Below are 26078 nucleotides of genomic sequence, written 5' to 3'. Positions count from 1 at the left end.
CCTTACCAGGTGAGCAAGGCCGCAACGCGTTCAGCAATTAAACGGTACCCCTTCGTATTTGGATGAAACTTATCTGAATACAGATAGTCATTCACTTTTAATTCAAATAAATCAAACGTTGGTACAAAAATAATTTTTGGATAGGCAGCACTGATTTCTGCACTATCATAATTCCAGTGACGAATCACTTTTGACATTTCTTTTCCTTGATCAAATTCAATGAATGGATTATATAAGCCAATAAAAAATACATTAGCAGTACTGTTCACTTTGCGGATCTGCCCAAAGATGTATTTTAAATTATTGAGGTACTTATTCTCGATGGTTGTAAGGCTTCTGCCTTGAAAGTCCATTAACCCTTGTCCGCCGCGGAATAAATCATTGCCGCCTATTGTCAACAAGATGATGTCGGCTTTTTGAATTTGCCGCTGTACCTCTGTTTGCCTTACTTGTTTTCTTAGCCCTTCGGACTGCTGTCCATTTATTCCAAGGTTGGTAAGCTGTACAGGACGCTTGGTTTTTCCCTTTATTTCATCGAGCAAATCACCAACATAACCTTTTCCCGTTTCATCCCCAGTCCCTCTTGTAAGCGAATCACCAAGCGCAACTATGGTTAAACCCTTTGAATTTTCAGCTTTTTTCGTGACCGTTGCGATCGGAACTTTTTCCGGTTTACCGGCATAATACTCTCCAACAGCCCAGCCAAGACCGACCAGCCAGAGAAGGCAAAACAAGACCGAAATAAGGGTAATCGAACGGATTATATTTTTATTCAAACCTATCATCCCTTCTGGCAATTTCTACCTTCATTTAATCATAAATTGTTTGAGAATCAAACTTTTTGATTCTGTTAAAAAGACTGAATTACATTACAGTGGGTCAGCCCTTTTTAAACCCGAATCCGGGACCTCTTTTTCGAAGAATCGATGGTGGTGAGCAATCGGAAAATTTCTAGCAGCATAGTTGTCAAACCAAGCCAGACCCCGCCAAATACATAGCCTGCGGCAATCTGACTTGGGTCTTGGACATGAAAGTAAATCCGGCTAATACCCATGAACAATAGTATTACAATCCAGAGAACAATAAGTATTGTATGGACCCGAAGGTATTTACTATGCCGCAGCATGATAAAAAAGAAAAAACCGTAAATAACAAAGGACATTAGAGATTGTTCGCTTGGAAAACTATAAGGAAATCGTTCGAGTAAGGACGGTTCATCAGGTGATAACCGATGAAAAACATTACGAAGGATTTCTTCATAAATTTCTCCGCCGGCAACGGCAATGAACAAAAAATAAAGTTCAATCAGCTTATCTTTCCCTTTCCAAATAATCCAAAGAAGCGTATAAAAGATGATACTAATCAACATCATTGCCGTTCCAAGCTTCAAAAAGAAATTCATTAATAGATCAAATTGATTTTTAAAAATGATTGAAATTAACATATTGATAACAGTATCCAAATCATTGATGTCGTTCTCAAGATAGTTTTGAATCAGGTTAATCATTAAAATAATGAAACCCAAGGTTACCAGTGAGATTCCGGCAAGGAACAGCTCAGTCCTCCTCCGTGTATGAAAGATTTCAAGTGCTCTCTTTCCGATGAATACCAGGGTAAGGATCATTTCCTTCTGAAATTTTTTAAATAGATAGAAGATGACTAACAGAACCACAATAATCATACTGCCGATGATTAAATATTTTTTGATTATTTCGTGAAAAATTCCCCATTTGGGTCCAAGCATTTTCCCTAACAAAATAAACGTGGATACCCAAATAACGGAACCAATCGCTGAAAAGATTGAAAAAATGATAAAGGGAAGCCGGGTAATTCCCGAAAAGTAGCCGGTAATATGTCTGACTCCTGGAATAAATAAGGCTACAATCAATAGCTTGTTCCCATATTTTTTAAACCAAATCGAGGTTGAATTCAACCTCTCCGGTCCTAAGTGAATTTTTGACCCGTATTTTTCAAAAAACGGCATTCCAAGCTTCGCGCCGATCCAATAAGCAATCATCATCCCCAATAAACATCCAACAGAGGCAGAGAGCACGCTTGCTAACCAGTTCAGCTGGCCTTGATAGGCCAAAAATCCAGCGTAACCCATAAGCGCTTCAATTGGTATGGGGAGTGCCATAATTCCCAAAATTAATGAAAGAAAGAGGACCAAATATCCGTAATCGTTCATAAAACTAGTTAAATAATGCAATTTGGCCCCTCCTCGCTTATGGTATAGTGGTATTTTATCCATACCTCGGCAATATAGTAATCCTTTTCCGGATATTTAATAGAAAAAACCGACTTCCGTTTTAGGAAATCGGTTTGCTCTTTTGATTATACTAAGCTTCCTTTTGGTCCGAAGAATTCAAAATGGATATTATCTTCGGCTACTCCAAGGTCCTTTAAGGATCGGTTGACGGACTTCATAAACGGAACTGGTCCACAGAAATAGAATTCGGCATCCTTGTAAGTGACATTTTCTTCAATCCAATCACGCGTTACATAGCCTTCTACATCAAAGCTATTATTTTGACGGTCCTCTTCTGTTGGTGAATCGTAGAAGAAGAAGGAATTCACTTGCTCAAGCGCTGTAAGTGCTTCAACTTCGTTCCTTAAAGCATGGACATTTCCGTTGGCAGCTGCATGAATAAAGGTAACCTTACGTTCTGGCTGCATTTCTACAACGGTTTTTAACATACTTAACATTGGTGTGATTCCCACACCGCCGCTTAATAAGGCAATTGGTGTATTTTTCGTCGTGTCTAATACAAAGTCGCCTGCAGGAGCACTCACTTTAAGTACATCTCCCTCTTTAACTTCGTCATGAAGATAATTAGAAACCCTTCCGTCTGGATTAGCAGTACCAGCTTCACGTTTAACGCTGATACGGTAATATTCTTTTCCAGGTGCATCTGAAAGGCTGTATTGACGAATATGGGTAAACTTTTCTCCTTCAATTTCAAGTTTAATGCTAATATATTGACCAGGAATAAAGTGGGCAATTTCTTTTTGATCCTCTGGTACTAAATAGAAAGAAGTAATGACATCACTTTCTTCTACTTTGCGGTCAACAATGAAATTACGGAAGCCATCCCAGCCGCCTTTTTGTTTAGCAGCTTCATCATACATTTCCGCTTCAACACTGATAAAAGCATCTGCGATGATACCATATGCTTTTGCCCAGGCATCAATAATTTCATCTGTCGCTGCATCGCCTAAAACATCTTTAATCGCCAATAATAGATGTTTTCCTACAATCGGATAATGCTCTGGTTTGATACCAAGGCTGCGGTGCTTATGTGCGATTTGTTGTACAACCGGTAAAATCGCTTCTAGGTTATCGATATACATCGCTGCAGCATAGACTGCACTAGCAAGGGCTCTTTGCTGTCTGCCTTGTTTTTGGTTTGCATGGTTGAAAATATTTAAGAGTTCAGGATGATTTCCAAACATTAATTGGTAAAAACGAGTAGTAATTTGCTCTCCATGTTTTTCTAAAACGGGTACAGTGGATTTCACAAGGTCAATTGTTTTTTGGTCTAACATTTTCATACACTCCTCACGTTTTTTACGGTTATCTCTATTCCCACTGTGATTATATGAAATTTTTCATACAAAGAATGTGATTTGAATCACACGTTTAGAAATTCAGAAAATTCTAAACTAATTGCTCACTCTGTTAAAAATAAAACTTTTTACTTTTAAAAATGTAAATTTTTGTAATTTTAAAGGAATAAGGTATTAATTTTTTAACTTTTTACTAAATAAAGCACGAAATGGAATTTTAAAATGAGGAAAAAGTTTTTAGTTTTATGGGTTCGCTGCTAAAACAGCAAAAGAAGCGATTATGAAGAGGTAGTTCTTTTTATAGAAATATGTTGTTAAAGGAATGGAGCATCTGCGGTTGCAGATGCTCTTTTTCTTTACCTAGTTTTTGCAAATATACACGTGTCCCTTAATTCCTTTCCATCACCGGAAAGACTATCATTTTTTAAGATTCCTTCAAGGGTAAATCCCAATTGTTCGGGGATGGCCCGACTCTTAGTGTTTTTAGTATCACAGCGAATTTCTAACCTTCTTGCCTGAAGCTCGGTAAATGCAAATTCTGTAATCCCTTCAACCGCCTCTGAAATGTATCCTTTTCCACTAAACCGAGTATCGATCCAATAGCCAATTTCAAATTTGGGTACGTTCCAATTGATTCTATGTAATCCGGATGATCCGATAAATTCACCTGTTTCTTTATCGAAAAGATGAAGCCTTAAATCCTCGCGGGTTAAGAATTTAGCATGTGCATCACGGATATTAACTTCTACATCTTCTTCGGTTTGATTTTTATGTGCCCATGGCATCCATGGCTTTAGTTCTTTAATTGATGCCTGAGTTGCCGCGTAAACGAGTTTTCCATCTCCAGGTAGCGGCATACTGATTCGTAATCTTTCTGTGTAAAATTGTTCTGGAAAATCGAGTAGGATTGGTTTCATTTTTGATGTCCCCTTTCAATGGTAATTAATTCGGTGGAGGGAGGGGGAAATCCTTTTTAATTATTTTGGTTTATAATAGACTCTCCCCTTGTTTTTCCCGGAGTATGGTAAATTCATTGACTCTCTAGGAGCATATTTTCCTCTTGGGCTTTTTTATTTGCCATTCCTCTCCATCCCACCCCTCCACCCAAAAAAAAGACTCTCCCAAAAATAATGGAAGAGTCCTAAAAATTAATAAGCTTTTGCCCAATACACCATCTTTTCTGCTTTACCGCCGCAGCATACGCATGTATCGGATAATTGTTCTTGTTCGAAAGGCATACATCTAGATGTTGCACTTGTTTCTTCTTTAATTTTTTCCTCACAGGCTACATCACCACACCACATGGATTTAATAAATCCGCCTTTTGTTTCAAGCGTTGTCTTGAATTCATCGAAATTCAACGCAACAGACGTCCTTTCTTCACGGTGGTTCAATGCTTTGTTATATAAATTCGATTGAATATCATCGAGCAATTCAACAAGCTTGGTTTCTAATTGGTCCATTGGGACAACAACTTTTTCTAAAGTATCGCGTCTAACCAATACAACTTGCTTGTTTTCGATATCTTTTGGTCCAACTTCTAATCGTACTGGAATACCCTTCATTTCGTATTCATTAAACTTCCAGCCAGGCTTCTTGTCACTGGCATCAATGCCAACGCGGGCAACTTTAGATAGCGACTCCTTCAAATCATAGGCAAAATCAAGGACGCCTTCCTTATGCTGGGCAATTGGCACAATCATCACTTGAGTCGGTGCTGCTTTTGGCGGAATCACTAGACCGCGGTCATCACCGTGAACCATGATTAAAGCACCAATAATACGAGTCGTAAATCCCCATGAAGTTTGGTGAACATGCTGAAGCTTACCTTCCTGGTCAGTATATTGAATACCGAAAGCTTCCGCAAATCCTGTTCCTAAATGGTGGGAAGTACCTGATTGTAAGGCTTTACCGTCATGCATTAAGCTTTCAATGGTATAAGTAAATTTCGCACCGGCAAACTTTTCTTTTTCTGTCTTTTGACCTTTTACAACCGGAATTGCCAAAATATTTTCACAAATATCAGCATACACATTTAGCATTCTAGTTGTTTCTTCATGTGCATCCTCATCAGTCGCATGACAAGTATGGCCTTCCTGCCATAAAAACTCTAATGTGCGCAAGAATGGGCGGGTAGTTTTTTCCCAACGTACAACGTTTGCCCATTGGTTATATAGCTTTGGCAGATCACGATAAGAATGGATAATATTTTTATAATGTTCGCAAAAAAGAACTTCTGAAGTTGGACGTACAACTAATCGCTCTGTTAATTCTTCAGAACCGCCATATGTGACAACAGCTACTTCCGGAGCAAATCCTTCCACATGGTCCTTCTCCTTTTGTAGCAGGCTTTCAGGAATAAACAGCGGCATATACACATTTTCATGTCCTGTTTCTTTGATTTTTTGATCAAGCTCATTTTTAATATTATCCCATAAAGCATATCCATACGGACGAATAATCATCGACCCGCGTACGCTGGAATAATCAATTAAGTCTGCTTTTGTGACAACATCGGTATACCATTGGGCGAAATCCTCGTCCATGGCTGTTATGTCTTTTACAAATTCTTTTGCCATTTTGACACCTCATTAAATTTTTAAATATAAAAAGGCCTAGAATCCCCAAAAAAGGGACCAAGGCCTTGGCGGTACCACCCTAAATTCATAAAGCACATGCTTTATACACTCATCATGATAACGGAATTAATCCGCGTGTATCTTCAAAATGGATCCGATACAGAACTCGGAGGCAGGTTCGAATGACCATCTTAAGAAACCTTCCACCATATGGTTTCCTCTCTAGATAAGACAACTTCATTTTACTAGTCCCCGTCATTGTTTCAATTAGTATTTTTGAAAAAATTATATATTTCTCGACACAAATTGTCAAATCCTATTTTGGAATATATTTCTGAAGGGATTTCCCAGCTTTATAAAATCGGGTAAAATGGCAATAAAAGGAGTGATTTTCCGTGAAACAGGAGCAAGATGATTTAGAAAAGGAAGAGGAAGAAAAAACATTCCTTCTTGACTATATAAAAATGCAAAATGAGGCATTAAAGCGGATTTTTAAAAATACACTCGATAAAGAAAAAGATAAATAATCGGCTTCCAGACGTGTCTATGCGTCTTTTTTATTTTCCTTCAGTTTTCATTAAACGATCAAAATATCCCTATAAAAAAGAAATTCCATTTCAAATATTCCCTTTATAATATTCTTATCTTGTTAAATTTTTCATCCCAACTCAATATGAGGAGAATTACATATGAATATTTTATCCATAATCACCACAGTTGTTTTGTGCATCATGACGGTATATTGCCTTTATCTGGTTCACCGTGAGAAAGAGAAAATTACCTGCATGTCCGGCATGATGATTGCAATGGTCGTGGCGATGATGGCCGGTCTCCTATCCGGATATTTAATTGGCATCTTTTCGGGTGATATGTTTCTTTCGAGTGGCGTTAGTATGATTATTGGTTTCTTTATTGGATTCCTGGCCGGGCAGCCGATAGGGTTGATGGCAATTCTTGATGGAGCCCTTGCCGGATTAATGAGCGGACTAATGGGGGCAATGCTCGGAGTGATGCTACAGTTTGAAAATCCACTTATCATGCTTGTTATTTTGCTAGGATTATATATCATCATGGGTCTTGTTATTTTATTTGTATTGGTAGAAACAAACAAAAAATTTTCGCTCGATACCCAGGCCATTTCTCCTTTTGCCGTTTTTTCTGCTGGTGTGGTTACTGTTTCATTATTTTTATTTATGTATGGGAGTGACTATGTAAAATTACCAGGTGATGATGCATATGCTCAAAACAGCGCCTCAATTACGCAAGAGGAAGTCGATGTATCCAATGAACAAACACCAAAGATTCAAATGAAGGTCACTGAACAGGGCTACTCTCCAAACGTCATCACTGTGAAAAAAGGAGTTCCCGTCGAGCTCATCGTTGATAATCCGTTAGAAAATAGCTGCTTATCCACTTTCACAATGCCTGAGTTTAATATAAACAATGTCAATTTAAAAGTTGGAACAACCAATCTCTCTTTTACACCGAACAAAACGGGTGAATACACCTTTAGCTGTGGAATGGGGATGTTTAAAGGGACCGTGATTGTAAAATGATTTTGGGCTTGGTCATGAAACCAAGCCTTTTCTCATATTTATTCTAGTATATGTTGTTTTCCTTTGGAGGTGGATTTGTGGTAAAAAATGAAAAGGAGATTTCCCCTGGCACACACAATAACAAAAATGATGTGAAAGTGAATAATCAGTTCAGCTTAACGATTGACTTTGGAGATTCATTGAATTTATTAGCATTAATTACTGGAATTTATGTGATTAGAAGAATTGGAAAAAGGAACAAAATGAAGAAAAAAGAACAAAAAGCTGCCGGCTGAATGGCAGCTTTTTTACTAATCTTACAGTACTTCGGAAGGGTCCTCGCTGCGATTTTTCCGTTTTCTTTCAGCACTAAGAACTTTAATGGATAAATAGATTCCAGTTCCTGTCAGGGCCATCAATGCTATTGCTACTAAGTCAATCAGCCATTTGATGTTTGTTGTACCAATTCTCCCTTCATGAAGTCCACGAATTATTCCAATCATTCCTTGAGATTCTCCTTTGAACATGCCGGGAGTAAAATTCCTATTCCCTCCGAATCCTCTCCTGCCTTGGAATTGGCCATTATTATTCATCCCTGGTTGTCCAGAAGCCTGACCTGATCCTTGTGAATTTGACCCTTGACTAAATTGTTGATTAAATTCTCCAGGCTGGAAATTTCCGCGAATTCCTTCACCTTGAGTTTGTCCAATTAACCATGGCTCGTTCATCAACAAACCAGTAAGTGATTCCATAAAAATAAAGATGGATGCAATCAAACCAATCCATAAATGTGCTCTTCTAGTTTTTTTCATCGCAAAAAATCTCCCTTCCCGTTTCAGTTGGATAAAAATATTATGAAGGGACTTCCTTAACTTTTTCTTAAGAAAAGGCTGTGATAACTAGTTTTTGATTTCCGCTCTAAGCAATGTGTTTTAAAAATCAACAATGTACTATAACACAGCCAAGAAAAAAGAACCCAAATCAACTCTTCTGGGTTCTTGGAAAAATAATTTCGATCGTTGTTCCTTTGCCATCACTGCTTTGTATTTTTGTTTTACCATGGTGCTTTTCAATAATCCATTTTGCAATCGACAAGCCCAATCCGGTACCTTCCACGGATGTTCGCGCCTTATCACTTTGGTAAAAACGATCAAAGATTTTCGGGATATCTGCCTCCGGAATTCCAATTCCATTATCTTCTACCCTCAATATAATCGAAGAATAGCTTTGCCGGCAGGATAACCGAATTTCGCCGCCTTCGTTCGTATATTTTGTTGCGTTATCCACCAAAATGACAATCAACTGATGAATCCTTTCTTTATCCGCAAGAAATTGAACCGGTTCCTGAACATCTAAATGGATGGTCTTCCCTTGATACGAAACAAACTCTTCATAGTGCTGATAAATTTCCTTCAACAACTCGTCTAACCGAAAACTCTGCTTCTTCATCTCAATTTGATCTGAATCCGATCTAGCCAACATTAATAAATTGCCAACAAGCTTCGAAAGTCTCCTAGACTCCGTTGAAATCGTGGAAATGTCGAGAACTTTCTCCTGAATCGTTGCTTGAGGAGAGCGAAAAAGCAATTCTGTTTTTGCCTGGATAACTGCAAGCGGCGTTCTTAATTCATGTGAAGCGTCTGAGACAAATTCCTGTTGTTTTTGCCAGGCATTTTTTATCGGTACCAATGCTTTTCCCGCTAAGAAATAACCTATACCCACGGCACATATAACCCCAATTCCACAACCAATCATCATAATTAATAACAGGCGGTTTAATAATTCCTTTTCAGAATTGGTATTTCGAATCACTTGAACGGTTACTTTTCCTAAAAGCGGAACATCAATTTTTGTGGCAATATAGCGATAAGAAAAATTTTGAACATTCACATCTTGCAAAGAATCCAATTTCTTCGGTCGGATGCTTTTTTCATTATCTTTAAATAACACGGATTCCCGGTTTTGGCCAGTTAAGAGATGATTGTTTTCATCCCATATTAATGTCATAATCCGCGGGTCTCGGTGCATAAATTTCGGCCCATTGTCATCATCAAGTCCTTGATCTTGATGATACTGTTCGTTCTGAAAATGATTCACAGATTCCAACAGGGTTCGATTCACATCCTGATATAATTTTTTCTCAGTATAAAAATAAATGATACTTCCGAGAATGCTGATTAAAATGATAAAGACTAAAGAATTTAACAGAGTAAGCCGTATATGTGTTTGCCGAAACATTCGCTGTCCCCTTTACTCCTCATTCAGCATATAGCCAACACCGCGGATGGTTTTGATATCTGAATGATAGCCGAATGGCTCCAGTTTTTTGCGGAGATGGTGCATAAACACTTCAACAATTGCAATCGTTGTGTCTGAATCAAAGCCCCACACCCGGTCATAAATTTGTTCTTTTGTTAAGATCGCCCCTTTATTCTGAATGAGGTATTCTAATAATTCATATTGCTTTGTTGTTAATTTAACTGGTTCCCTTTCAACCAGAATATCTCTTTCTTTTCCCAACAATTCAATACCGCGATATTTGATGGTTTGATTGGTAGTGAGACTGCCGCTTCGCCTTAATAAAGCACGAATTCGCGCTTTTAACTCAGCTGCCTGGAAGGGTTTTACTAAATAATCATCACCGCCGCTGTCCAACCCCTTTACGCGATCCTCTAACGAGTCCCTTGCAGTTAAAAAAAGAACCGGAGTCTTCAAGCCTTCCTTGCGAATCAACTGAAGGACTTCGAATCCATCGATTTCGGGAATCATTACATCCAGAACAATGGCATCATGAATATTTTGCCTTGCTAAAAACAAGGCATCCTCTCCATTTGATGCCTGATCAACTTCAAATTCATCTGACAATAATTCAACAATGGACTCTAACAATGGCAGATTATCTTCAACAACTAATAAACGCATGGTTTGCGCTCCTTTTTAAAAAAATAGTCTAGCTCCTATTATAAAGGAGACAAAGCGACCGCAACATACGATCGCTCTTTTTCCATCAATTATTCATACCGAAGAGCCTGTATCGGGCTTAATTTTGATGCCTTATTGGCTGGGAATACACCAAACACAACACCGACCAAAAGCGAGAATAAAAAGGACAAAACAATCACCGATGTCGAATAGGCAATCGTTAAGTTCATCAATGAGGCAATGATCTTTCCGAGTCCAATTCCAGCAAGAATGCCGATGATTCCCCCCATTGAACTTAAGACAACCGCTTCAATTAAAAATTGCAGTAGGACATCGCGCCGTTTGGCACCAATTGCTTTCCGGATACCGATTTCCTTTGTCCGTTCTGAAACAGAAACGAGCATGATATTCATGATTCCAATACCGCCTACCAACAAGGAAATGCTTGCAATTCCGCCAAGCATCATTGTCATCGTATTAGAGACTGAGCTTAATGTGTCCATGACATCTTGCTGATTGGTAACACTGTAAGAATCACTTTTATTCGGGTACAAGCTTGCCATCTTTCGCTCCACTTCATTCATGACAAAATCCATCTGGTCTTGGCTTTTACCTTGTAAATATACTTGGTTTATACTTGTACTTTTCACTAAGCGCTGACCGGTACTTAACGGAACAATAATGACATTATCTCCACTTTGACCTAAGGAACTTCCTTTTGATGCTAAAACTCCTACCACTTTAAAAGAAGTGCCGTCCACTTGGATATATTGGCCGATTGGGTTGTCTACCCCAAAAAAGGTTGAAGCTGTTTCTGAACCTAAGACAGCAATTTTCTGTCGATATTCAATATCTAAATCATTGATGAAGCGGCCTTGAGTCACCTTTGCATCCCGAACAGAGGAATAAGTAGCATTAGTGGCAGTTAAGCTAACTTGTGAATTGATCCGGTCCTTTTTCACATTAACACGTCCCGAAACAACCGGGGAAGTGGCTTTAACTCCATTTAATTTGGTTAATTGATCAATTTTATCCTCTGTTAACGATAAATCTGTTCCAAATGTATTGATGGTCAACAAATTGGTCCCCAGCTGATTGATACTGCTTGTTACATTTTTCGCAGAACCCTGTGCAATCGAGACCAATATGATCACGGATGAAACACCGATGATAATCCCCAGCATCGTTAGAATAGAACGGAGTTTATTGCTTTTTATGCTGCGAAGCGCCATTTTAATAGATTGGTAAATGCTCAAAGGGGCTCACCTCCATTCTCAAAAAGCTGCCCGTCCTGGATGCTGACCATTCTTTTTGCCTGTTTGGCGACTGCCAGGTCGTGAGTAATTAATATTATCGTGTGACCAACTTCATTTAATTCCTTCATCACTGTAATAATTTCTTTACTTGTTTTACTATCCAATGCTCCTGTCGGCTCATCTGCCAGAAGGATGGAGGGAGCTCCTGCAAGGGCCCGGGCAATCGCCACCCTTTGCTGCTGGCCGCCTGATAGCTGTGATGGTAAATGTCCTGACCTATCCAGCAATCCTACCTTCTTAAGACTATCCAATGCTTTATCCTTGCGCTCTTTTGCCGATACTCCGCGATAAAGCAGAGGCAATTCAACATTTTCAATTGCCGTTAATTTCGTTAAGAGGTTAAAATTTTGAAAAATAAATCCTATTTTTTCATTACGGATGATAGCCAGCTGGTTATCATTCATTTTGCCAATGTCTTTTCCATCCAGTAGATAGGTTCCAGATTCAGGTCTGTCGAGACAGCCAACCATATTCATTAACGTCGATTTTCCTGATCCAGACGGTCCAATGATGGCTAAAAATTCTCCCTTATTAATTTCAAGGGAAACATCATTCAGGGCATGAACAGTTTCTCCGCCAAGCTTATAAGTTTTCATGAGATGACTGATTTGGATAATCGTTTTTTGCATTAATTACCAGTCCTTCCGCTAAATCCTTGTCCTCCGCCATTTCGGTTAAAACCGCCTATACCGCCTCCAAAGTTGCCTTGCATCATACGGCGATTCATTCCGGTAGTGGAAGAAGAATTTTGCACAAGCTGCGGTAATTTAACAATTTCTCCCGCTGTTATACCTTGGGTAATTTCCACATAATCTTCATTGGCTAATCCCGTTTTTACTACTTTTTGCTGAGAAACAGCTGTATCAGTGTTTCCATTCTGTACTAATACATATTTTTGATTATTCATTGTATGGACAGCATCAATTGGTACATAAATGGCATCTTTCTTGCTTGCAGTAAGAATGCTTGCTTCCGTACTCATACCTACTTTTAAATTACTTGGCTTCGTAATATGAATGGTTACTTCAAACGTAGAAACACCATTTGTCGAAGTTCCTTCATCTGCAATGGCGGTTACCTTTCCAGTGTAGGTTTGATCCGGATATGCATTAACTTTGATGCTGACCTCTTGACCTTTCTTCACTTTCGGAATATCAAGTTCGTCAATTTGCACAACGGTTTGTAAATTTTTATAGTTTGTTAGATGAGCGACAACTTGTCCGTCCGTCACCCGCTGCCCTGCCTGGACGGAAAGGGATGTGATTTCACCGGATGCAGGTGATGTAATGGGATCACTTCCGTCTGTGAAAGTAATCAATTCTTCCCCTTTTTTGACCGATTCACCAGTTGATACCAACACTTCATCGATTTCATTGTTGTTAATCGGAGAGTTAATATCCTCAGATGTTACCGGCTGGACTGTACCTGAACCGCTGATTTTCACTTCCATTTTACCTTTTTGAACAACAGCTGTCCGAACTTGAGTAGTTACTTCCTGCGCACTTGTTCTTGAGTTATACCACTGAAATCCTACGAAACCTATTACTAGAACACAAAGAACGATAATAATTCCTTTTTTCATACATACTTACTCCTTTTCTTATTGTCCAATAGGACACTGATAGTTTGGAATAAGCCTATTATTCAAATTAATTCTTAACTTTTCCTTAAAAAAACCCACATAAGGGCAGAAGTAATTAAAAATATGTACTTATCTATCTAAAAAAAATACTGCCACTCAAAAATGGCAGTATACCTTAAGTAGAATTTTTACCAATTAGAATCAGTTTCTAGCCGCTTCATAAACTCTTCTGCAGCATTGTATCCTTGCTGCTTCAAAAGCCAGTTATTTGCCGCAGCTTCAATTAACCCCGCTACATCACGGCCAGGTTGGAGCTGTATCTCAATATGAGGAATTGGAACGCCCATATATTCTGTAAATTCAGGTTCGTAATCCAATTCATTATTAAGAGAATTTTTCTGCCATTTTGTAAGTTCAATATCAAGCGCTATCCTCGTTTCCTCCTGAAAAGCTTTAATTCCGTATACGCGGACTACATTTAACAGCCCGACACTACGTAAGGCGAGGAATTCCTTTGTTTTCCCATCATGCGTACCGAGAATCGTACGTGGGCTGAGCTTTTTCAACACAACTAGATCATCAGCGACCAGCTTGTGGCCTCTGCCAATCAATGTGTGAGCAATTTCACTTTTGCCGACACCAGATTTACCCCGAAGTAAAATACCCATTCCAAACACATTGATACAGACACCATGTACTGCGATTTCAGGGGCTAATTCTTTCACCATAAAAGCGTCAAGTTCGGTAATAAATTCAGAAGTCGTTCGAGGTGTGTTTGTACATAATAATGGGATACCCTCTTCTATACAAGACTTCCTTAAATAGGTCAGCCCTTCATCCCCGGCAGTAACAATAAAGCAAGGAGGATGATATTTGACGATATTCCCAATGCGCATCTGACGTTCCTCAATACTTAACTTATGCAAATAATTAACTTCTTTTCTTCCTAGTATTTGAACACGTTCAGTCGGAAAAAAATCAAAGTGACCAACAAATTCTAAACCCGGTCGATGCGACCGTGATTGCTTTATTTTTTGTTGTAATTGGTTTTCACCTGTTAATACCTTCAATGAAAATTTTTGAACTAAATTTTCTACCGTTAATATTTTCACATCTATATAGCACTCTCCACTCTTTAACCCTCTTATTCTAGATTTTACTTATAAAAAGGACGAATACAAGGTCCTTTTTTTGTATATTTTCAAAAAATTGTACACTAAACAATGAAAAAGCACCAGCCGTTTCAGCTGATGCTTCCATTTTTTTAATTTAGGCTCTGTTAAACTTAGTTGTTGAAATCCGCTCCAGGCACAAGCGGTTCGTGGGCGTTCCGGGGAGCCTCCTCGTCGCTACAGCTCCTGCGGGGTCTCCCCTGCCCCTTACTCCCACAGGAGTCTTTGTGCCTTCCGCTCCATTCAACGTGGTTCAAAAATCAACATTCTCTATTAATACAGCCTTAATTTAAACTACATGTTTTTTATTCTTTTTAGCCTTTTCATAGCCATTGGCCCAAAAATCTGCATTTTTAATTCCTAGTTTGGTAGAATTAAATTCCGGATCCTTCCCTTGTTTCAGCTGCTCTTCATAATCCTTTAATGCAAGCAAAGCTGGCTTAAATAGGATAAGAATGGCAATTAGGTTTAACCACACCATAATACCAAGTCCGATATCCCCCATCGCCCAAGCTGTAGACGCAGTTTTTACTGCTCCATAGAACGTAGAACCCAATAGAACTATTTTTAATAATGTCATAGCTAATTTTCTGTTTTTGCCTTTTACTAGATAAGCAAGATTTGTTTCTGCAATGTAGTAGTAAGCAAAAATCGTTGTGAAGGCAAAGAAGAATAGTGCAATGGAAATAAATCCTGAACCGAAACCTGGTAAAATCGTATCAACCGCTGCTTGAGTATATCCAGGACCTGGTTCGACGCCTTTTAGATGTTGAACTAAGAATTTTCCAGCTCCATCTATAGTGTTGTAAGAATTTGTAAACAAAATCATAAAAGCTGTTGAAGTAACGACTAAGAATACATCAAGATAAATCGAAAATGCTTGTACAAGACCTTGTTTTGCAGGATGAGATACCTCTGCTGCAGCTGCTGGGTGTGCACCAGTACCTTGACCTGCTTCGTTCGCATACAGTCCGCGTTTTACACCCCACATGATCGTAGAACCAAGAATACCGCCGAACACTTCTTCGGCTCCAAAGGCACTCTTAAAAATAAGTGTAAATACTTCTGGGATTTTATCAAAATTCACAACAATGATGGCAATCGCGATTAGTAGATATCCAATAGCCATAAACGGAACAACCAATTCTGCTACTCTTGCAATCCGCTTAACTCCACCAAAAATAATAAGACCCATAAGTGCAATAACCACAATACCAGTAACGGCATTGTTAATTCCAAAAGCATTCTTAACGCCCTCTGCAATTGAATTCGCCTGAATACCTGGCATTAATACTGCCATAGCAAGCAGTGTTGCAACTGCAAAAATTACAGCAAACCATTTAATTCCAAGTCCCTTTTCAATATAGAACGCAGGACCGCCTCGATACTCTCCATCTTGCTTTTCTTTATAGATTTGAGCAAGTGTTGACTCTACAAAGGCTGAGGCTGCACCGATAAATGTAATAACCCACATCCAAAAAACGGAACCCGGTCCACCAAACGCAATACCTGTTGCCGTTCCAGCGATATTGCCTACACCGATACGACCAGATAATGACATGGCTAATGCCTGAAAAGAAGAAACACCCTCATTAGAGCTTTTGCCTGATAATAATAAGCGAATCATTTCTTTAACATGGCGAATCTGCAGGAATCTTGTGCGGAAACTAAAGTACAATCCTACCGCTACAATAAAGATGACTAACACTGGGCTCCACAAAAACCCATTAATACTTGTTACCAATTTTTCTACCATAAAAATCCCCCTTTTATTTCTGTATCTGAATTTTCGCAATTATCTCGATGTTATTTAAAGTATAAATGACCCTATATAATATTTCAATAAAATATCGGAGCTTCTTTTATGAAAAATCTGACTTTACTAATATATCTTTACTACCTTAACATTCGGAATTTGCCATTCCCGCTTTAACCTTTTCATAAAGTAATTACGTAAAAAAATGTTTTTGGAAATATCTTTTGAAAATTCACAATATTTTTACTTTATACTTTTTTAAATCGAATCAAAGAATCCGTTTCATGTTTTCTTTTTTTAATTCTTTTGACTTATAATGAAAAAATTGAAACCTTTCAATTAATCCTTCGTATTGTTAAATGGAATAGATTTGCAGCTTACATATATCGAATTACCATAAAATAAAGAGATAAAGGAGTGAAGGTTGTGGGTGTTACGCTTAGTAAAGGTCAAAAAGTAGATTTAACCAAGTCTCACCCGGGTCTTGAAAATGTTGTTGTAGGATTAGGCTGGAATATTAGTAATATGGGTTCCAATTTTGACCTGGATGCCTCTGCTTTCCTGCTCGGGCAAAACGGAATGGTCCAAAATGATTTGGATTTTGTTTTTTATAACAACCCTTCCGGAGGAAACGAATCCATACTATATAGTGGTGATAACCGAGTGGGTTCCGGGGTTAAGGATGATGAGCAAATTAAGATCAATTTAAAAAATGTCCCCGGTCATATTCACCGGATTGCTTTTACGATTACGATTCATGATGCTCAAGTGAAACAGCAAAACTTTGGACAAATTTCCGATTCCTATGTGCGAATCTTTAACGAACTAACCAATGAAGAATTGTTACGCTTTAATCTTGGTCGCGATTTCACAGTGGAAACGGCGATTGTGGCGGCCGAATTATATCGACATAGTGGCGAGTGGAAGTTCAATGCAATCGCTAGCGGCTTTCAAGGCGGCTTGGCAGCGCTTTGTAAAAATTTCGGAGTAACCGTTGATGATGCTCCGGCACCAGCATCGGTACCGCCTGTCAATCAACAGGCGAATTTTAAACAAAATATGCCTGGTCAACATTTGTACCAACAAAATCAAAATCAATCATATCAGCATAGCCAGCCATCTGTTACACCTTATCAGCAGCCTGCTTATGGATACCCGGCGTCGCAAACCTATCCTCAGGCTCCAAATATTAATTCAACTTATAGCGGTGAGGATATTATTTGCCCTCGATGCCATTCATCCAATGTCCGTACAGGACAAAAGGGTTTTGGGCTCGGAAAAGCGGCAATTGGAGGGCTCATTCTTGGGCCAATCGGATTACTAGGCGGCTTTATTGGGAAAAACCAGCTGAAATTTACTTGTAACAGCTGTGGAAACTCTTGGTCCCCTTCTCAGACGGACTATGTAGAATGGGCGAATACGCAAAAAAGAAGGGCTCAGGAGTTATTCAACCGTTACAAAAGTCAGGATGTTTTAGAGGCAGTTGTTGCTGCGTGTGCATTAGTTTCGATGGCAGATGGTCATCTTGATGCATCAGAACGACAAAAAATGCTGGAGTTTGTTCATCAAAGTGAGGAACTACGTGTTTTTGACTCACAAAAAGTCATTCAGAAATTTAATTTATTTGTATCCAAGATTGAACAAGATCATATAATGGGCCGTGCAGAGGCATTTCGTGCATTAGGAAAGGTAAGAACTAAACCAGAAATTGCAAGATTGATTGCCCGTTATTGTATCGCCATTGGGTATGCAGATGGAAATTTTGATCAGTATGAAAAGCAAATGGTATCGGATATTTGCCGTGAGCTTGGATTAAATCCTGGAGAATTTCTTTCCTAACAGGTTAAAAGCCGCAATCCTAATGGATTACGGCTTTTTTCACTTCACCCAAATACGTTTATTTTCAACTCTGTTTGTAAGCCCCATTGAGTCTAATTTTTCTAAAAACGGAATCATGTATTTTCGAGAAAGATCTAAAATTTCCTTTGCATTTCCAACTTCAAACTCCCCACCAGTACCGCTGCGAAGTTTTTCCACTGCTGCATTGAATACCTCCCCGGCATACGCTATTTGTTCATCCAACGAAACAATTAATTTCTTTTCTTCCAAGAAACGCTCTAAGTCCACTTCCAACGATTCAGGAATACCTGCAGCCGAAAAATAATCTTTCAGATTACGAACCTTTAATCCATCTTTTTTCAATGCTTCAAGCATATTTTCTGAACGCTTTTTCCAGTTCTTTGGCACATGCGGAATAAAACTAGAAATAGAAACAAATTGATCTTTTCGTTTAAAAACTCCATTATTAATACCGTTATCGAGCACGAACTCCAATAACGCTTTCGGTATTCCTCTTTGTATGGTTTGAAACAACTCTGCTTTATTCATTCCGGGTTTCATTGTGTGCCGCTGCTGATAGTCCTGTAAGCGGTCATAGATATCCTCTTCGATTGAATGGATAATCGTCATCATTGTATACTCTTTACCATTATATAAAATAAATTCTTCATCCTTTAATTGCTCCGTTAACTTCACTTCGTCAAGTGCAGTTCGCTTAATTAGTTCTGTAATGGAAAGACTTCTTGCTTCCATTAAAGCTGTAAAGATTCGCTCTTTCGGGGAACCTGCCTTTTTCTTCTCCAACTCTTCAATCGTCTGATTTCCGAATTTATATTTATCTCCTCGAGGGTCAATAACCCAGCCCCCGCCGATCGTCTCCGCTGGGCTTGGCCTGCGAAGAATAAAGCGGTCTCCTCGTTTCGTGAGAATTTCTTCTTCCAACCTAAGCTGGCAAAGAATTTCATCCGTCTCCTCATCAAGCACATTTCGGTCAAAAAAGACAATTCTCCCCATTACCTCTGAAGTTCCAATGTGAAGCTTAATAGGCATACGCTGTTTGACAATGTGCTCAAGGTCTTCTACAACCCGTATTGCAACATCCACTATTTTTGACACGATAAAATGTTCGGATGATACTAGGACATCGCCTCGTTCGATGTCTTCCTTTGCAACCCCGGAAAGATTAATGGCTGCCCTTTGACCAGCAAAGGCTTTTTGTGCCGGCTGGTGATGGACCTGAATTTGCCTAGCCTTGACATCAAGCCCTGCAGGCAAAACTTTTAATGTCTGTCCTTCTTCAACCGTCCCTTCATATACAGTACCTCTTATGACCGTACCCTGACCTTTTACAGAGAAAACCTGGTCAATCGGCAGACGAAAAGCCCCCTTGGCATCACGCATTTCTTTTTCCTTTAAAGTTTTAATGATTAATTCCTTTATTTCTTCAATTCCTTTTTTAGAAAGACTGTCCACTAGAACGAATGGTGCATCTTCAAATACAGTTCCTGTAAGTTCACCTAAAATGTCATCCTTGACCAGTTCAATGAATTCCTCTTCTACACGGTCAATTTTAGTAATAGCAATAATCCCGTTTTTAATTCCAAGGAAACGAAGAATTTCCAGATGTTCACTTGTTTGCGGCATGACGCCTTCATCAGCCGCCACGACGAGCACCACCAGGTCAATTCCGGCAACCCCGGCAATCATTTGCCGAATAAACCGCTCATGTCCTGGCACATCTATCACTGATATTTGTATTTCATCATCTTCATATAATGGAGCAAATCCAAGTTCGATTGAGATTTGACGTTCTTTTTCTTCCTTTAAGCGGTCGGTATCGACATTCGTGAGGGCCTTTGTCAAGGATGTTTTCCCATGATCAATATGCCCCGCCATCCCAATTGTAAAATACCTTTTTTCCAAGCATGCCACCTACTTTTTTGTTCTCACCTTTACTGTAGCTTTAATGGTTAAATTGTTCAAGCGAACATTTTCAGACAGAAAAGTAAGCCCCGACTGCCCCGCAGTATTCACCCTTCTTTAAAAACACTCCCGTAAGTCCTAGCCTGTTCATGTAAAATTCAAGTCCTTTTCGTAACGATTGGTTCCCGACCAATGTGCTTCCGATAAAGACCACTTGATTTACTTGATGAATGGCCGCGGCCTGAAGCGTTAATAATACAATTGTTTCCGTGATCATATTTGAAAGGGCCGCCATTTGGTCTGCATCTGTATGCTTCACCTTTTTCCCTTTTGCAAAATTTGCTGCTGTGAGGTTCCCATCAATCGGTGGTTCAGCCGATTCATAAATATCCCTCACCAGTAAATCCACTTTGCTTTTATCACCTTCATTTGCTAGGATTGTCAGCTCTTGAAAATCCTCCACTTTCGTTAACAACGAACCAAGCCCTGTAAAGGTTCCTCCCCCTATTCCACTTCCAAGAATCCGTTCATACTTATTCCCCTTCACAACGTGCCAAGATGTTCCAGTTCCAATATTGACTAATAGAAAGGGATCCTCCCATTTTTCCCCTTCCTCTTGTAAAAGTAACTTTGCTCCCTCACACGTTGCTAGAAATTCCGGAATGATGATTTCATCTGGAAAAAAATCTTGTTGAATTATATGTGCTTTTCCACCGGTCAAAGCAGCTTTTACATTTGGTGCAACGATTTTCAACCAAGCTATAGCAATTTCCATCTCAAAAATTGGAAACCTTTTATAATGCATTCTATTTTTTTCCTGATACGCAATCTTAATCAACGAGCCGCCTGCATCTATTCCCACCTTCAAACTAAACACTCCTTTTGTGTTGCTTTTCATTATGTATTTGACAATTCACTTGGATTCCCTTCCCACCTCTCATAAACCTTAGGGTATATAATGCCTCGTTTTCTCTTTTTCCCTAATAGTCAAATGCCCTTTTTTAGAATTCAAATATTTTTTCAAGCAAAAGCGTACACAAATTTTTCAAAATTTTATATAATAGGGATATATAAAATTTGCACTAGGGAAACTTTTATTGACGAACGAACAAACCTTGGTATAACGAAAAATAAACTTAAAGAAAGGATGGTGTCTTATGAGCCAAACAGATTCAGTTACTGTTCAGAGGGCTCGGGCTGCAGAAAGCCGAACGGTTTCAGCCGCAAGAGATGCCATTAATGGAAAGGTTAAAGGCATCCGTGCATTGCTTCCGTTTCTCGGACCTGCATTTATTGCCTCCATAGCCTATGTGGATCCAGGAAATTTCGCAACCAATATTCAAAGCGGTGCGAGCTTTGGTTATAAAATGCTTTGGGTAATCGTTTTAGCTAACTTGATGGCCATGTTGCTGCAAAATATGTCAGCAAAATTAGGAATTGCTACTGGCAGAAGTCTTCCGGAGGTTTGCCGGGACCATATGCCGAAATGGCTGACCTACGGCATGTGGGTTGTTTCAGAACTGGCTGCAATGGCTACCGACCTTGCTGAATTCTTAGGTGCAACCCTAGCACTAAATTTACTTGCCGGTATCCCAATGCTATATGCAACGATTATCGTTGGTATTGTCACCTATCTTATTTTAATGTTAGAAAAATTCGGATTCCGTCCGTTAGAAAAATTCATTGCCGCATTTGCTGTTCTTATCGGCTTATGTTATTTAGTTGAAACCGTCATTTCCAAACCGGATCTTGGCCTAATTGCCTACCATAGTGTAACACCGTGGCTTGGCAACAAAGAAAGTATTATACTGGCAGTTGGTGTAATCGGCGCAACGGTCATGCCGCATGCAATCTATTTGCACTCAAGCCTGACGCAAAATCGAATTGTGCCACGAAATGATATGGAAAAAATCAAAATTCAAAAGTTTAGTACGAAAGAAATCATGATTGCCATGACGCTTGCCGGATTTGTCAACTTAGCAATGATGTATATGGCTGCATCCGTCTTTAACACGACTGGAAACAGTCATATTGCGGATCTTACCACAGCCTACCATACCTTAACACCGCTGCTTGGTTCGGCCGCAGCAAGTGTATTCTTGATTTCATTACTTGCTTCCGGTGTTTCAAGCTCTGTAGTGGGAACGATGGCTGGTCAGGTTATTATGCAAGGTTTTGTTGGATTTACGATTCCATTATGGATTCGACGATTGGTTACGATGCTTCCAACCTTTATTATCGTTGCTATCGGGGTTGACCCAACAAGGACACTTGTCATCAGTCAGGTGGTTCTAAGTATTGTTCTACCTTGTCCGATTATTGCGCTCATCTACTTCACCCAGAAGAAGGAATTAATGGGTGTGTTAACGAATAAACGAATAACTACGATTCTATCAACGATTTTTGCTATCGTGATTTTAGGGTTAAACTGCTGGTTAATTGTTCAGACATTTTTTGGATAAAAGTAAAGCACACAGTTTGTGTGCTTTTTTACTTTCTTATTTGTCCATTATTCAATTTTCACCTTAATCGTATCGATTGCATTATAACCATACCCCTTACGGTTCCACACCGCTTCCTTTGGCTGCTCGCCGCCTTCTAATTCCAGAGCCCTCGAAAGGATGGTGTACTCTCCTTTTTCAAGCACCTCCCACTTATATTCCCAACGAACCCAAGCATACTTTTCCGGTGATTGCACCAAATCAGCAAGGCTCCAAGTCATCCCCCCGTCTACACTCACTTCAATTTTCGTGATCAACCCTCTCCCAGTCCAGGCAATTCCTGCAATAATATGAACTCCTGTATTAAGAATTTGCCGGTCCATTGGCTGTTGAATCGTTGAGTTTATTTTCATTGTTGTCACCGGTAATTTTCCCTCATCTGAATCCTTTTTGGGGTAATAGACATAATCAACCGCCTGAAAAGGGCCTTTAAATTCATGGTCAATCACGGTGATCTTTTTAATCCATTTTACCGAGGCCATCGCATACCATTCCGGGACAATTAACCTCAGAGGAAACCCGTGCTTAAAAGGAATCGGCTTTCCATTATACTCATAGGCAATTAAGGTATCGGTATGCAGTGCTTTTTCAATCGGCAAACTCCTACTAAAATAAGTAAGTTCGTTCAAGTCTGTTCGTATGCCAAAGTCATATCCCTCAAAAACTACTTCTCTAGCTGTTTCCATTACACCCGTGTACCCGAGCAATGTTCTTAATGAGACACCCTTCCAGATACCTTGACTGATTGCCCCTTTTTGCCACTGCTCGCCAAATACTTTTGGTTTAAAAAATCCCCTCTTATTCCCCGCGCATTCAAGTACAGTCTTTACTGTTTTGGATGGCAATACTTGAATTTCCTGCAGTGAAAATGTTCTATGATAATGTACAGAGCCATCAACATGAAACCAATAAAAGGAAGATACAAAATTCGGGTAAGAAAAATGGTTTCTCCGATAAAACAGATTTTCACGCACAAAATCTTTATGGATAAAATGAATTGGTGTTTCTTGATTCTCGGGGTCTATGTTTCTCGTAATCAAATATGGTTTTTGTGATTTTTGCATAAATCTCCTCTCTAAAAATAAAATTTTTTACTTCATTCATATGAAAAAATCCACAAAAAAGAAGACCTAACGAATGAGTTTACTTTAGAGTATTTACAAATTCAAATAGAGGGAGTAAGATATGATTCGTAATTTAATTTTTTGAATCGCTGAGTTCCAATTGGGAACGGGGGAACCATCATTGAAAAGTCTTACAAAAACTTTTCTATGGGGTGAATCTTAAAAAGATATTTCTATTCTGATGCTTGTCTTTTTAAGTAGGGTGACTCTTACATCCGAATCCGTCAGCTAACCTCGTAAGCGTACTGAAGAGATATCATTTAAATCGTGCAAGCAGCATGTTTATTTCATGATGCCCAAAAGCCGCCACGAGGAGATTTCTCTCTTCCGTGGCTTTTTTATTTTTTAGGTGGTTTATGAAAAAACCTACACTATCAAACTTTTAAATAATGTTTTTCGGGAGAGGTCTTACATATGACTAAACAGTTTGCAGTAATCGGGATGGGCCGCTTTGGTTCGAGTCTTTCAGCTGAGTTATTTAAAGAAGGTGCTGAAGTTTTAGTTATTGATAAAAACGAGAAAAGGATTCAAGAAAATTCAGATTTCTCAACACATGCAGTAGTTGCAGACACAACAGATGAGAGGGTAATAAAAGAGCTGGGTCTTCGAAACATGGATGTGGTTGTGGTAGCCATAGGAGACGATATTCAAGCAAGTATTTTAACTGTCATGATTTTAAAAGAATTAGGGGCCATACAAGTTATAGCAAAGGCTGTTACAAATCAGCATGCAAAAGTTCTTACTCAGGTCGGGGCTGATCGGGTCGTTTTACCTGAACGAGAAACAGGCATCCGAATTGCTAAGAATCTTTTGTCACCTAATGTCCTTGATTTTATTGAACTATCCGATGAATATAAAATAGAAGAAATTGTTGCCTCTTCATTCATGATAGGAAAAAGCCTTCGTGAATTGGATATTCGGGCAAAATACCAATTAAGTGTTATCGCCATTAAAAGTGACGGAAAGATGAACATCTCACCATTTCCAGATGATAAGATCAATCCTGGTGATACTCTTGTTGTCCTTGGTGAAAAGAAACTTTTAAAGAAATTTGAAACGAAAACTGAAAAAGCACTTTTTATCATATAAAAAAGGAAAAAGAGCTAGGATCGCTTAAAAACAATTGATCCGCAAGCTCTTTTTTTACTAAATAATTCCCCTGATTTGATTACCATTTTCCATAAGCTTAGCCGTATTTTCCTCGTACAAACCTAGTGCCCATTCCCGAATTCGGTCTGAACTTAATTTCTCCCATTTTTCTAAACTAGGAATCTCCTCTACTCCAAATGCAAGTTCCGATAATCTTTTTAAAATGACCAAAGAAGAATAGGAATGCGGTAGAAACGGATCATTTTTCTTTTCATAAAAAAATTTATTTATAAGTTTAAATGAATTTGGTTCGTAAATTAATTCAACCAGCTTTGCACGGTATTCTAAATCCTTAGCCTGAAGATGAGGGAAACGGGAAAAATCACTGAAATGCTGGGCCTCGTGCTTCAAATAACTGATTTGAAATTCTCTGCATTCATGATTCTCCTTCTTATGCTCCGGACGATCCGCTACATAGTAAAGTCCATCTGGTTTTGCCCAGCCACCTGCGAATTTTTCACCAAATGTAGCATAATGGGCCCAGCTTTGTAAAATAAAATCTGACAAAAAATAAACCGTTACTTTTTGGGTATGGTGTGGCAGTTCGACTGTAAAATTTTCTTTATCAGTTGTTTTCCAAATATATGGGCCCCTATATGGCGGTGTTACCCCACCAACAAACTCATACCCTTTTTCTTTAAATTGGATCGATAATTGCTTCTCCAATCGGTCCAATTCCTCATCTTGTTGATGACCATAAATTAAATCCGAAAGTGAACGCCTTAGTCGATTTTCTGAATAAATCACACTTTTATGCGTTAACACCGACCTGAAGTATTCGAAATAGACAGAAAGAACCTTTTGGATCCACGGATCCTCTGATTTAAAACGATCATTCGGATTTTCACTAAAAAAACGTTGATAATATTTCGATTCCAGTTTTAGAAATTTAGCATTTTTATCTGGAACTGAACGGAGATATTTATATGCTGCGATTACATCTCCTTGTAAACAATAGGCATACAATTTTGATTCATCCATCCTAAGGCTTCCCTCTCCTGTTTTGCATCATAACTTTGATTGTACCAAACTTTTTTACATTTAAGAAAAAATAAGTTTTTTGCTCCTGATGCATTGGTTGCTTCTAATACTTGAAAGCTGCGATTTCGAGTT

At 38.9% G+C, this 26078-nt stretch carries 23 protein-coding genes, 1 riboswitch and 1 other annotated feature; of the genes, 6 read left to right on the top strand and 17 right to left on the bottom strand.

From position 1 onward, the window contains the following. Positions 1-2: 2 nt before the first annotated feature. From ACFQZ9_RS08625 to proS, 5 genes are all read right to left on the bottom strand, one after another. Entirely contained in the window at positions 3-776 is a 774-nt protein-coding gene (locus ACFQZ9_RS08625; RefSeq protein WP_498943297.1) for an SGNH/GDSL hydrolase family protein, read from the bottom strand. 113 nt (positions 777-889) lie between these two features. Then, positions 890-2209 carry a VTT domain-containing protein gene (locus ACFQZ9_RS08620; protein ID WP_498943295.1) on the bottom strand — a complete coding sequence of 440 codons (1320 nt, stop codon included), beginning with the start codon at positions 2207-2209 and terminating at the stop codon, positions 890-892. Positions 2210-2334: 125 nt separating this feature from the next. Then, entirely contained in the window at positions 2335-3546 is a 1212-nt protein-coding gene (gene hmpA, locus ACFQZ9_RS08615; RefSeq protein WP_498943293.1) for an NO-inducible flavohemoprotein, read from the bottom strand. 377 nt (positions 3547-3923) lie between these two features. Further along, positions 3924-4484 carry a GNAT family N-acetyltransferase gene (locus tag ACFQZ9_RS08610; protein WP_498943291.1) on the bottom strand — a complete coding sequence of 187 codons (561 nt, stop codon included), beginning with the start codon at positions 4482-4484 and terminating at the stop codon, positions 3924-3926. A 231-nt stretch (positions 4485-4715) separates the two neighbouring features. Beyond that, positions 4716-6146 (bottom strand): proline--tRNA ligase, encoded by a 1431-nt coding sequence (gene proS / locus ACFQZ9_RS08605; protein ID WP_498943289.1) that lies wholly within the window; start codon positions 6144-6146, stop codon positions 4716-4718. 49 nt (positions 6147-6195) lie between these two features. Further along, positions 6196-6414 (bottom strand) — a binding site (T-box leader). A 127-nt stretch (positions 6415-6541) separates the two neighbouring features. Between proS and ACFQZ9_RS08600 the strand changes: the two genes are divergently transcribed. The 3 genes from ACFQZ9_RS08600 to ACFQZ9_RS08590 all read left to right on the top strand — a co-directional run bounded on the left by ACFQZ9_RS08600 (position 6542) and on the right by ACFQZ9_RS08590 (position 7977). Beyond that, positions 6542-6673 (top strand): hypothetical protein, encoded by a 132-nt coding sequence (locus ACFQZ9_RS08600; protein WP_498943288.1) that lies wholly within the window; start codon positions 6542-6544, stop codon positions 6671-6673. A gap of 162 nt (positions 6674-6835) precedes the next feature. Further along, on the top strand, positions 6836-7702 hold the full coding sequence (locus tag ACFQZ9_RS08595; protein WP_498943287.1) for a cupredoxin domain-containing protein: 867 nt from the start codon (positions 6836-6838) through the stop codon (positions 7700-7702). Positions 7703-7779: 77 nt separating this feature from the next. Then, positions 7780-7977 (top strand): hypothetical protein, encoded by a 198-nt coding sequence (locus ACFQZ9_RS08590; protein ID WP_198309798.1) that lies wholly within the window; start codon positions 7780-7782, stop codon positions 7975-7977. Positions 7978-7998: 21 nt separating this feature from the next. Here ACFQZ9_RS08590 and ACFQZ9_RS08585 read toward each other — a convergent pair whose 3' ends face one another. The 8 genes from ACFQZ9_RS08585 to ACFQZ9_RS08550 form a co-directional block, all read right to left on the bottom strand. Next, on the bottom strand, positions 7999-8493 hold the full coding sequence (locus tag ACFQZ9_RS08585; protein ID WP_498943286.1) for a PepSY-associated TM helix domain-containing protein: 495 nt from the start codon (positions 8491-8493) through the stop codon (positions 7999-8001). A 169-nt stretch (positions 8494-8662) separates the two neighbouring features. Next, on the bottom strand, positions 8663-9919 hold the full coding sequence (locus ACFQZ9_RS08580) for a sensor histidine kinase (protein WP_498943284.1): 1257 nt from the start codon (positions 9917-9919) through the stop codon (positions 8663-8665). Between the two features lie 12 nt (positions 9920-9931). Continuing rightward, complete coding sequence (locus ACFQZ9_RS08575) at positions 9932-10603, bottom strand: response regulator transcription factor (protein ID WP_198309795.1); 672 nt, start codon at positions 10601-10603, stop codon at positions 9932-9934. 89 nt (positions 10604-10692) lie between these two features. Beyond that, a complete protein-coding gene (locus tag ACFQZ9_RS08570; protein WP_498943282.1) occupies positions 10693-11859 on the bottom strand; it encodes an ABC transporter permease in 1167 nt (388 codons plus the stop codon). Further along, a complete protein-coding gene (locus ACFQZ9_RS08565) occupies positions 11856-12548 on the bottom strand; it encodes an ABC transporter ATP-binding protein (RefSeq protein WP_498943280.1) in 693 nt (230 codons plus the stop codon). Before ACFQZ9_RS08565 ends, ACFQZ9_RS08570 begins: the two co-directional genes overlap by 4 nt. Then, the gene (locus ACFQZ9_RS08560) at positions 12548-13501 is read right to left on the bottom strand and encodes an efflux RND transporter periplasmic adaptor subunit (protein WP_498943279.1); all 954 of its coding nucleotides are present in this window, start codon (positions 13499-13501) and stop codon (positions 12548-12550) included. Before ACFQZ9_RS08560 ends, ACFQZ9_RS08565 begins: the two co-directional genes overlap by 1 nt. A gap of 188 nt (positions 13502-13689) precedes the next feature. After that, positions 13690-14613 (bottom strand): HPr kinase/phosphorylase, encoded by a 924-nt coding sequence (hprK, locus tag ACFQZ9_RS08555; RefSeq protein WP_498943277.1) that lies wholly within the window; start codon positions 14611-14613, stop codon positions 13690-13692. Positions 14614-14962: 349 nt separating this feature from the next. Beyond that, positions 14963-16429 (bottom strand): alanine/glycine:cation symporter family protein, encoded by a 1467-nt coding sequence (locus ACFQZ9_RS08550; RefSeq protein ID WP_198309792.1) that lies wholly within the window; start codon positions 16427-16429, stop codon positions 14963-14965. 426 nt (positions 16430-16855) lie between these two features. Here ACFQZ9_RS08550 and ACFQZ9_RS08545 point away from each other — a divergent pair, with 426 nt between their 5' ends. Next, positions 16856-18268 (top strand): TerD family protein, encoded by a 1413-nt coding sequence (locus ACFQZ9_RS08545; RefSeq protein ID WP_498943276.1) that lies wholly within the window; start codon positions 16856-16858, stop codon positions 18266-18268. Positions 18269-18307: 39 nt separating this feature from the next. On the opposite strand, the gene selB is transcribed toward ACFQZ9_RS08545, so the two are convergent. Together selB and coaW are read right to left on the bottom strand one after the other, a co-directional pair. Further along, entirely contained in the window at positions 18308-20191 is a 1884-nt protein-coding gene (gene selB / locus ACFQZ9_RS08540) for a selenocysteine-specific translation elongation factor (RefSeq protein WP_498943275.1), read from the bottom strand. Positions 20192-20261: 70 nt separating this feature from the next. After that, positions 20262-21053 carry a type II pantothenate kinase gene (gene coaW, locus ACFQZ9_RS08535; RefSeq protein WP_498943610.1) on the bottom strand — a complete coding sequence of 264 codons (792 nt, stop codon included), beginning with the start codon at positions 21051-21053 and terminating at the stop codon, positions 20262-20264. 295 nt (positions 21054-21348) lie between these two features. Between coaW and ACFQZ9_RS08530 the strand changes: the two genes are divergently transcribed. Then, positions 21349-22653: a divalent metal cation transporter gene (locus tag ACFQZ9_RS08530; RefSeq protein WP_498943273.1), complete on the top strand. Its 1305-nt coding sequence runs from the start codon at positions 21349-21351 to the stop codon at positions 22651-22653. Positions 22654-22700: 47 nt separating this feature from the next. On the opposite strand, the gene ACFQZ9_RS08525 is transcribed toward ACFQZ9_RS08530, so the two are convergent. Then, positions 22701-23756: a sulfite oxidase gene (locus ACFQZ9_RS08525; protein WP_498943271.1), complete on the bottom strand. Its 1056-nt coding sequence runs from the start codon at positions 23754-23756 to the stop codon at positions 22701-22703. A gap of 137 nt (positions 23757-23893) precedes the next feature. Then, a riboswitch (cyclic di-AMP (ydaO/yuaA leader) is annotated at positions 23894-24074 on the top strand. 156 nt (positions 24075-24230) lie between these two features. Here ACFQZ9_RS08525 and ACFQZ9_RS08520 point away from each other — a divergent pair. Further along, positions 24231-24905 carry a potassium channel family protein gene (locus tag ACFQZ9_RS08520; protein WP_198309787.1) on the top strand — a complete coding sequence of 225 codons (675 nt, stop codon included), beginning with the start codon at positions 24231-24233 and terminating at the stop codon, positions 24903-24905. A gap of 57 nt (positions 24906-24962) precedes the next feature. On the opposite strand, the gene ACFQZ9_RS08515 is transcribed toward ACFQZ9_RS08520, so the two are convergent. Beyond that, positions 24963-25946 (bottom strand): hypothetical protein, encoded by a 984-nt coding sequence (locus ACFQZ9_RS08515; protein ID WP_498943269.1) that lies wholly within the window; start codon positions 25944-25946, stop codon positions 24963-24965. Positions 25947-26078 lie beyond the last annotated feature (132 nt).

This window comes from Neobacillus sp. GCM10027624, assembly GCF_042675345.1.
In the GTDB taxonomy this organism is placed as follows: Bacteria; Bacillota; Bacilli; order Bacillales; family Cytobacillaceae; genus Neobacillus; species Neobacillus cucumis_D.
Note: the sequence above shows the minus strand (reverse complement) of the source record. Positions and strands in the feature narration are given on the sequence as shown.

What these genes read in the sequence shown, in the direction of transcription:
- hmpA (WP_498943293.1), bottom strand. Translation starts at nt 3,546, where the DNA reads ATGTTAGACCAAAAAACAATTGACCTTGTGAAATCCACTGTACCCGTT.
- ACFQZ9_RS08575 (WP_198309795.1), bottom strand. Translation starts at nt 10,603, where the DNA reads ATGCGTTTATTAGTTGTTGAAGATAATCTGCCATTGTTAGAGTCCATT.
- ACFQZ9_RS08585 (WP_498943286.1), bottom strand. Translation starts at nt 8,493, where the DNA reads ATGAAAAAAACTAGAAGAGCACATTTATGGATTGGTTTGATTGCATCC.
- ACFQZ9_RS08520 (WP_198309787.1), top strand. Translation starts at nt 24,231, where the DNA reads ATGACTAAACAGTTTGCAGTAATCGGGATGGGCCGCTTTGGTTCGAGT.
- ACFQZ9_RS08580 (WP_498943284.1), bottom strand. Translation starts at nt 9,919, where the DNA reads ATGTTTCGGCAAACACATATACGGCTTACTCTGTTAAATTCTTTAGTC.
- ACFQZ9_RS08515 (WP_498943269.1), bottom strand. Translation starts at nt 25,946, where the DNA reads ATGGATGAATCAAAATTGTATGCCTATTGTTTACAAGGAGATGTAATC.
- ACFQZ9_RS08595 (WP_498943287.1), top strand. Translation starts at nt 6,836, where the DNA reads ATGAATATTTTATCCATAATCACCACAGTTGTTTTGTGCATCATGACG.
- proS (WP_498943289.1), bottom strand. Translation starts at nt 6,146, where the DNA reads ATGGCAAAAGAATTTGTAAAAGACATAACAGCCATGGACGAGGATTTC.
- ACFQZ9_RS08565 (WP_498943280.1), bottom strand. Translation starts at nt 12,548, where the DNA reads ATGCAAAAAACGATTATCCAAATCAGTCATCTCATGAAAACTTATAAG.
- ACFQZ9_RS08530 (WP_498943273.1), top strand. Translation starts at nt 21,349, where the DNA reads ATGAGCCAAACAGATTCAGTTACTGTTCAGAGGGCTCGGGCTGCAGAA.
- ACFQZ9_RS08550 (WP_198309792.1), bottom strand. Translation starts at nt 16,429, where the DNA reads ATGGTAGAAAAATTGGTAACAAGTATTAATGGGTTTTTGTGGAGCCCA.
- ACFQZ9_RS08610 (WP_498943291.1), bottom strand. Translation starts at nt 4,484, where the DNA reads ATGAAACCAATCCTACTCGATTTTCCAGAACAATTTTACACAGAAAGA.
- ACFQZ9_RS08525 (WP_498943271.1), bottom strand. Translation starts at nt 23,756, where the DNA reads ATGCAAAAATCACAAAAACCATATTTGATTACGAGAAACATAGACCCC.
- ACFQZ9_RS08560 (WP_498943279.1), bottom strand. Translation starts at nt 13,501, where the DNA reads ATGAAAAAAGGAATTATTATCGTTCTTTGTGTTCTAGTAATAGGTTTC.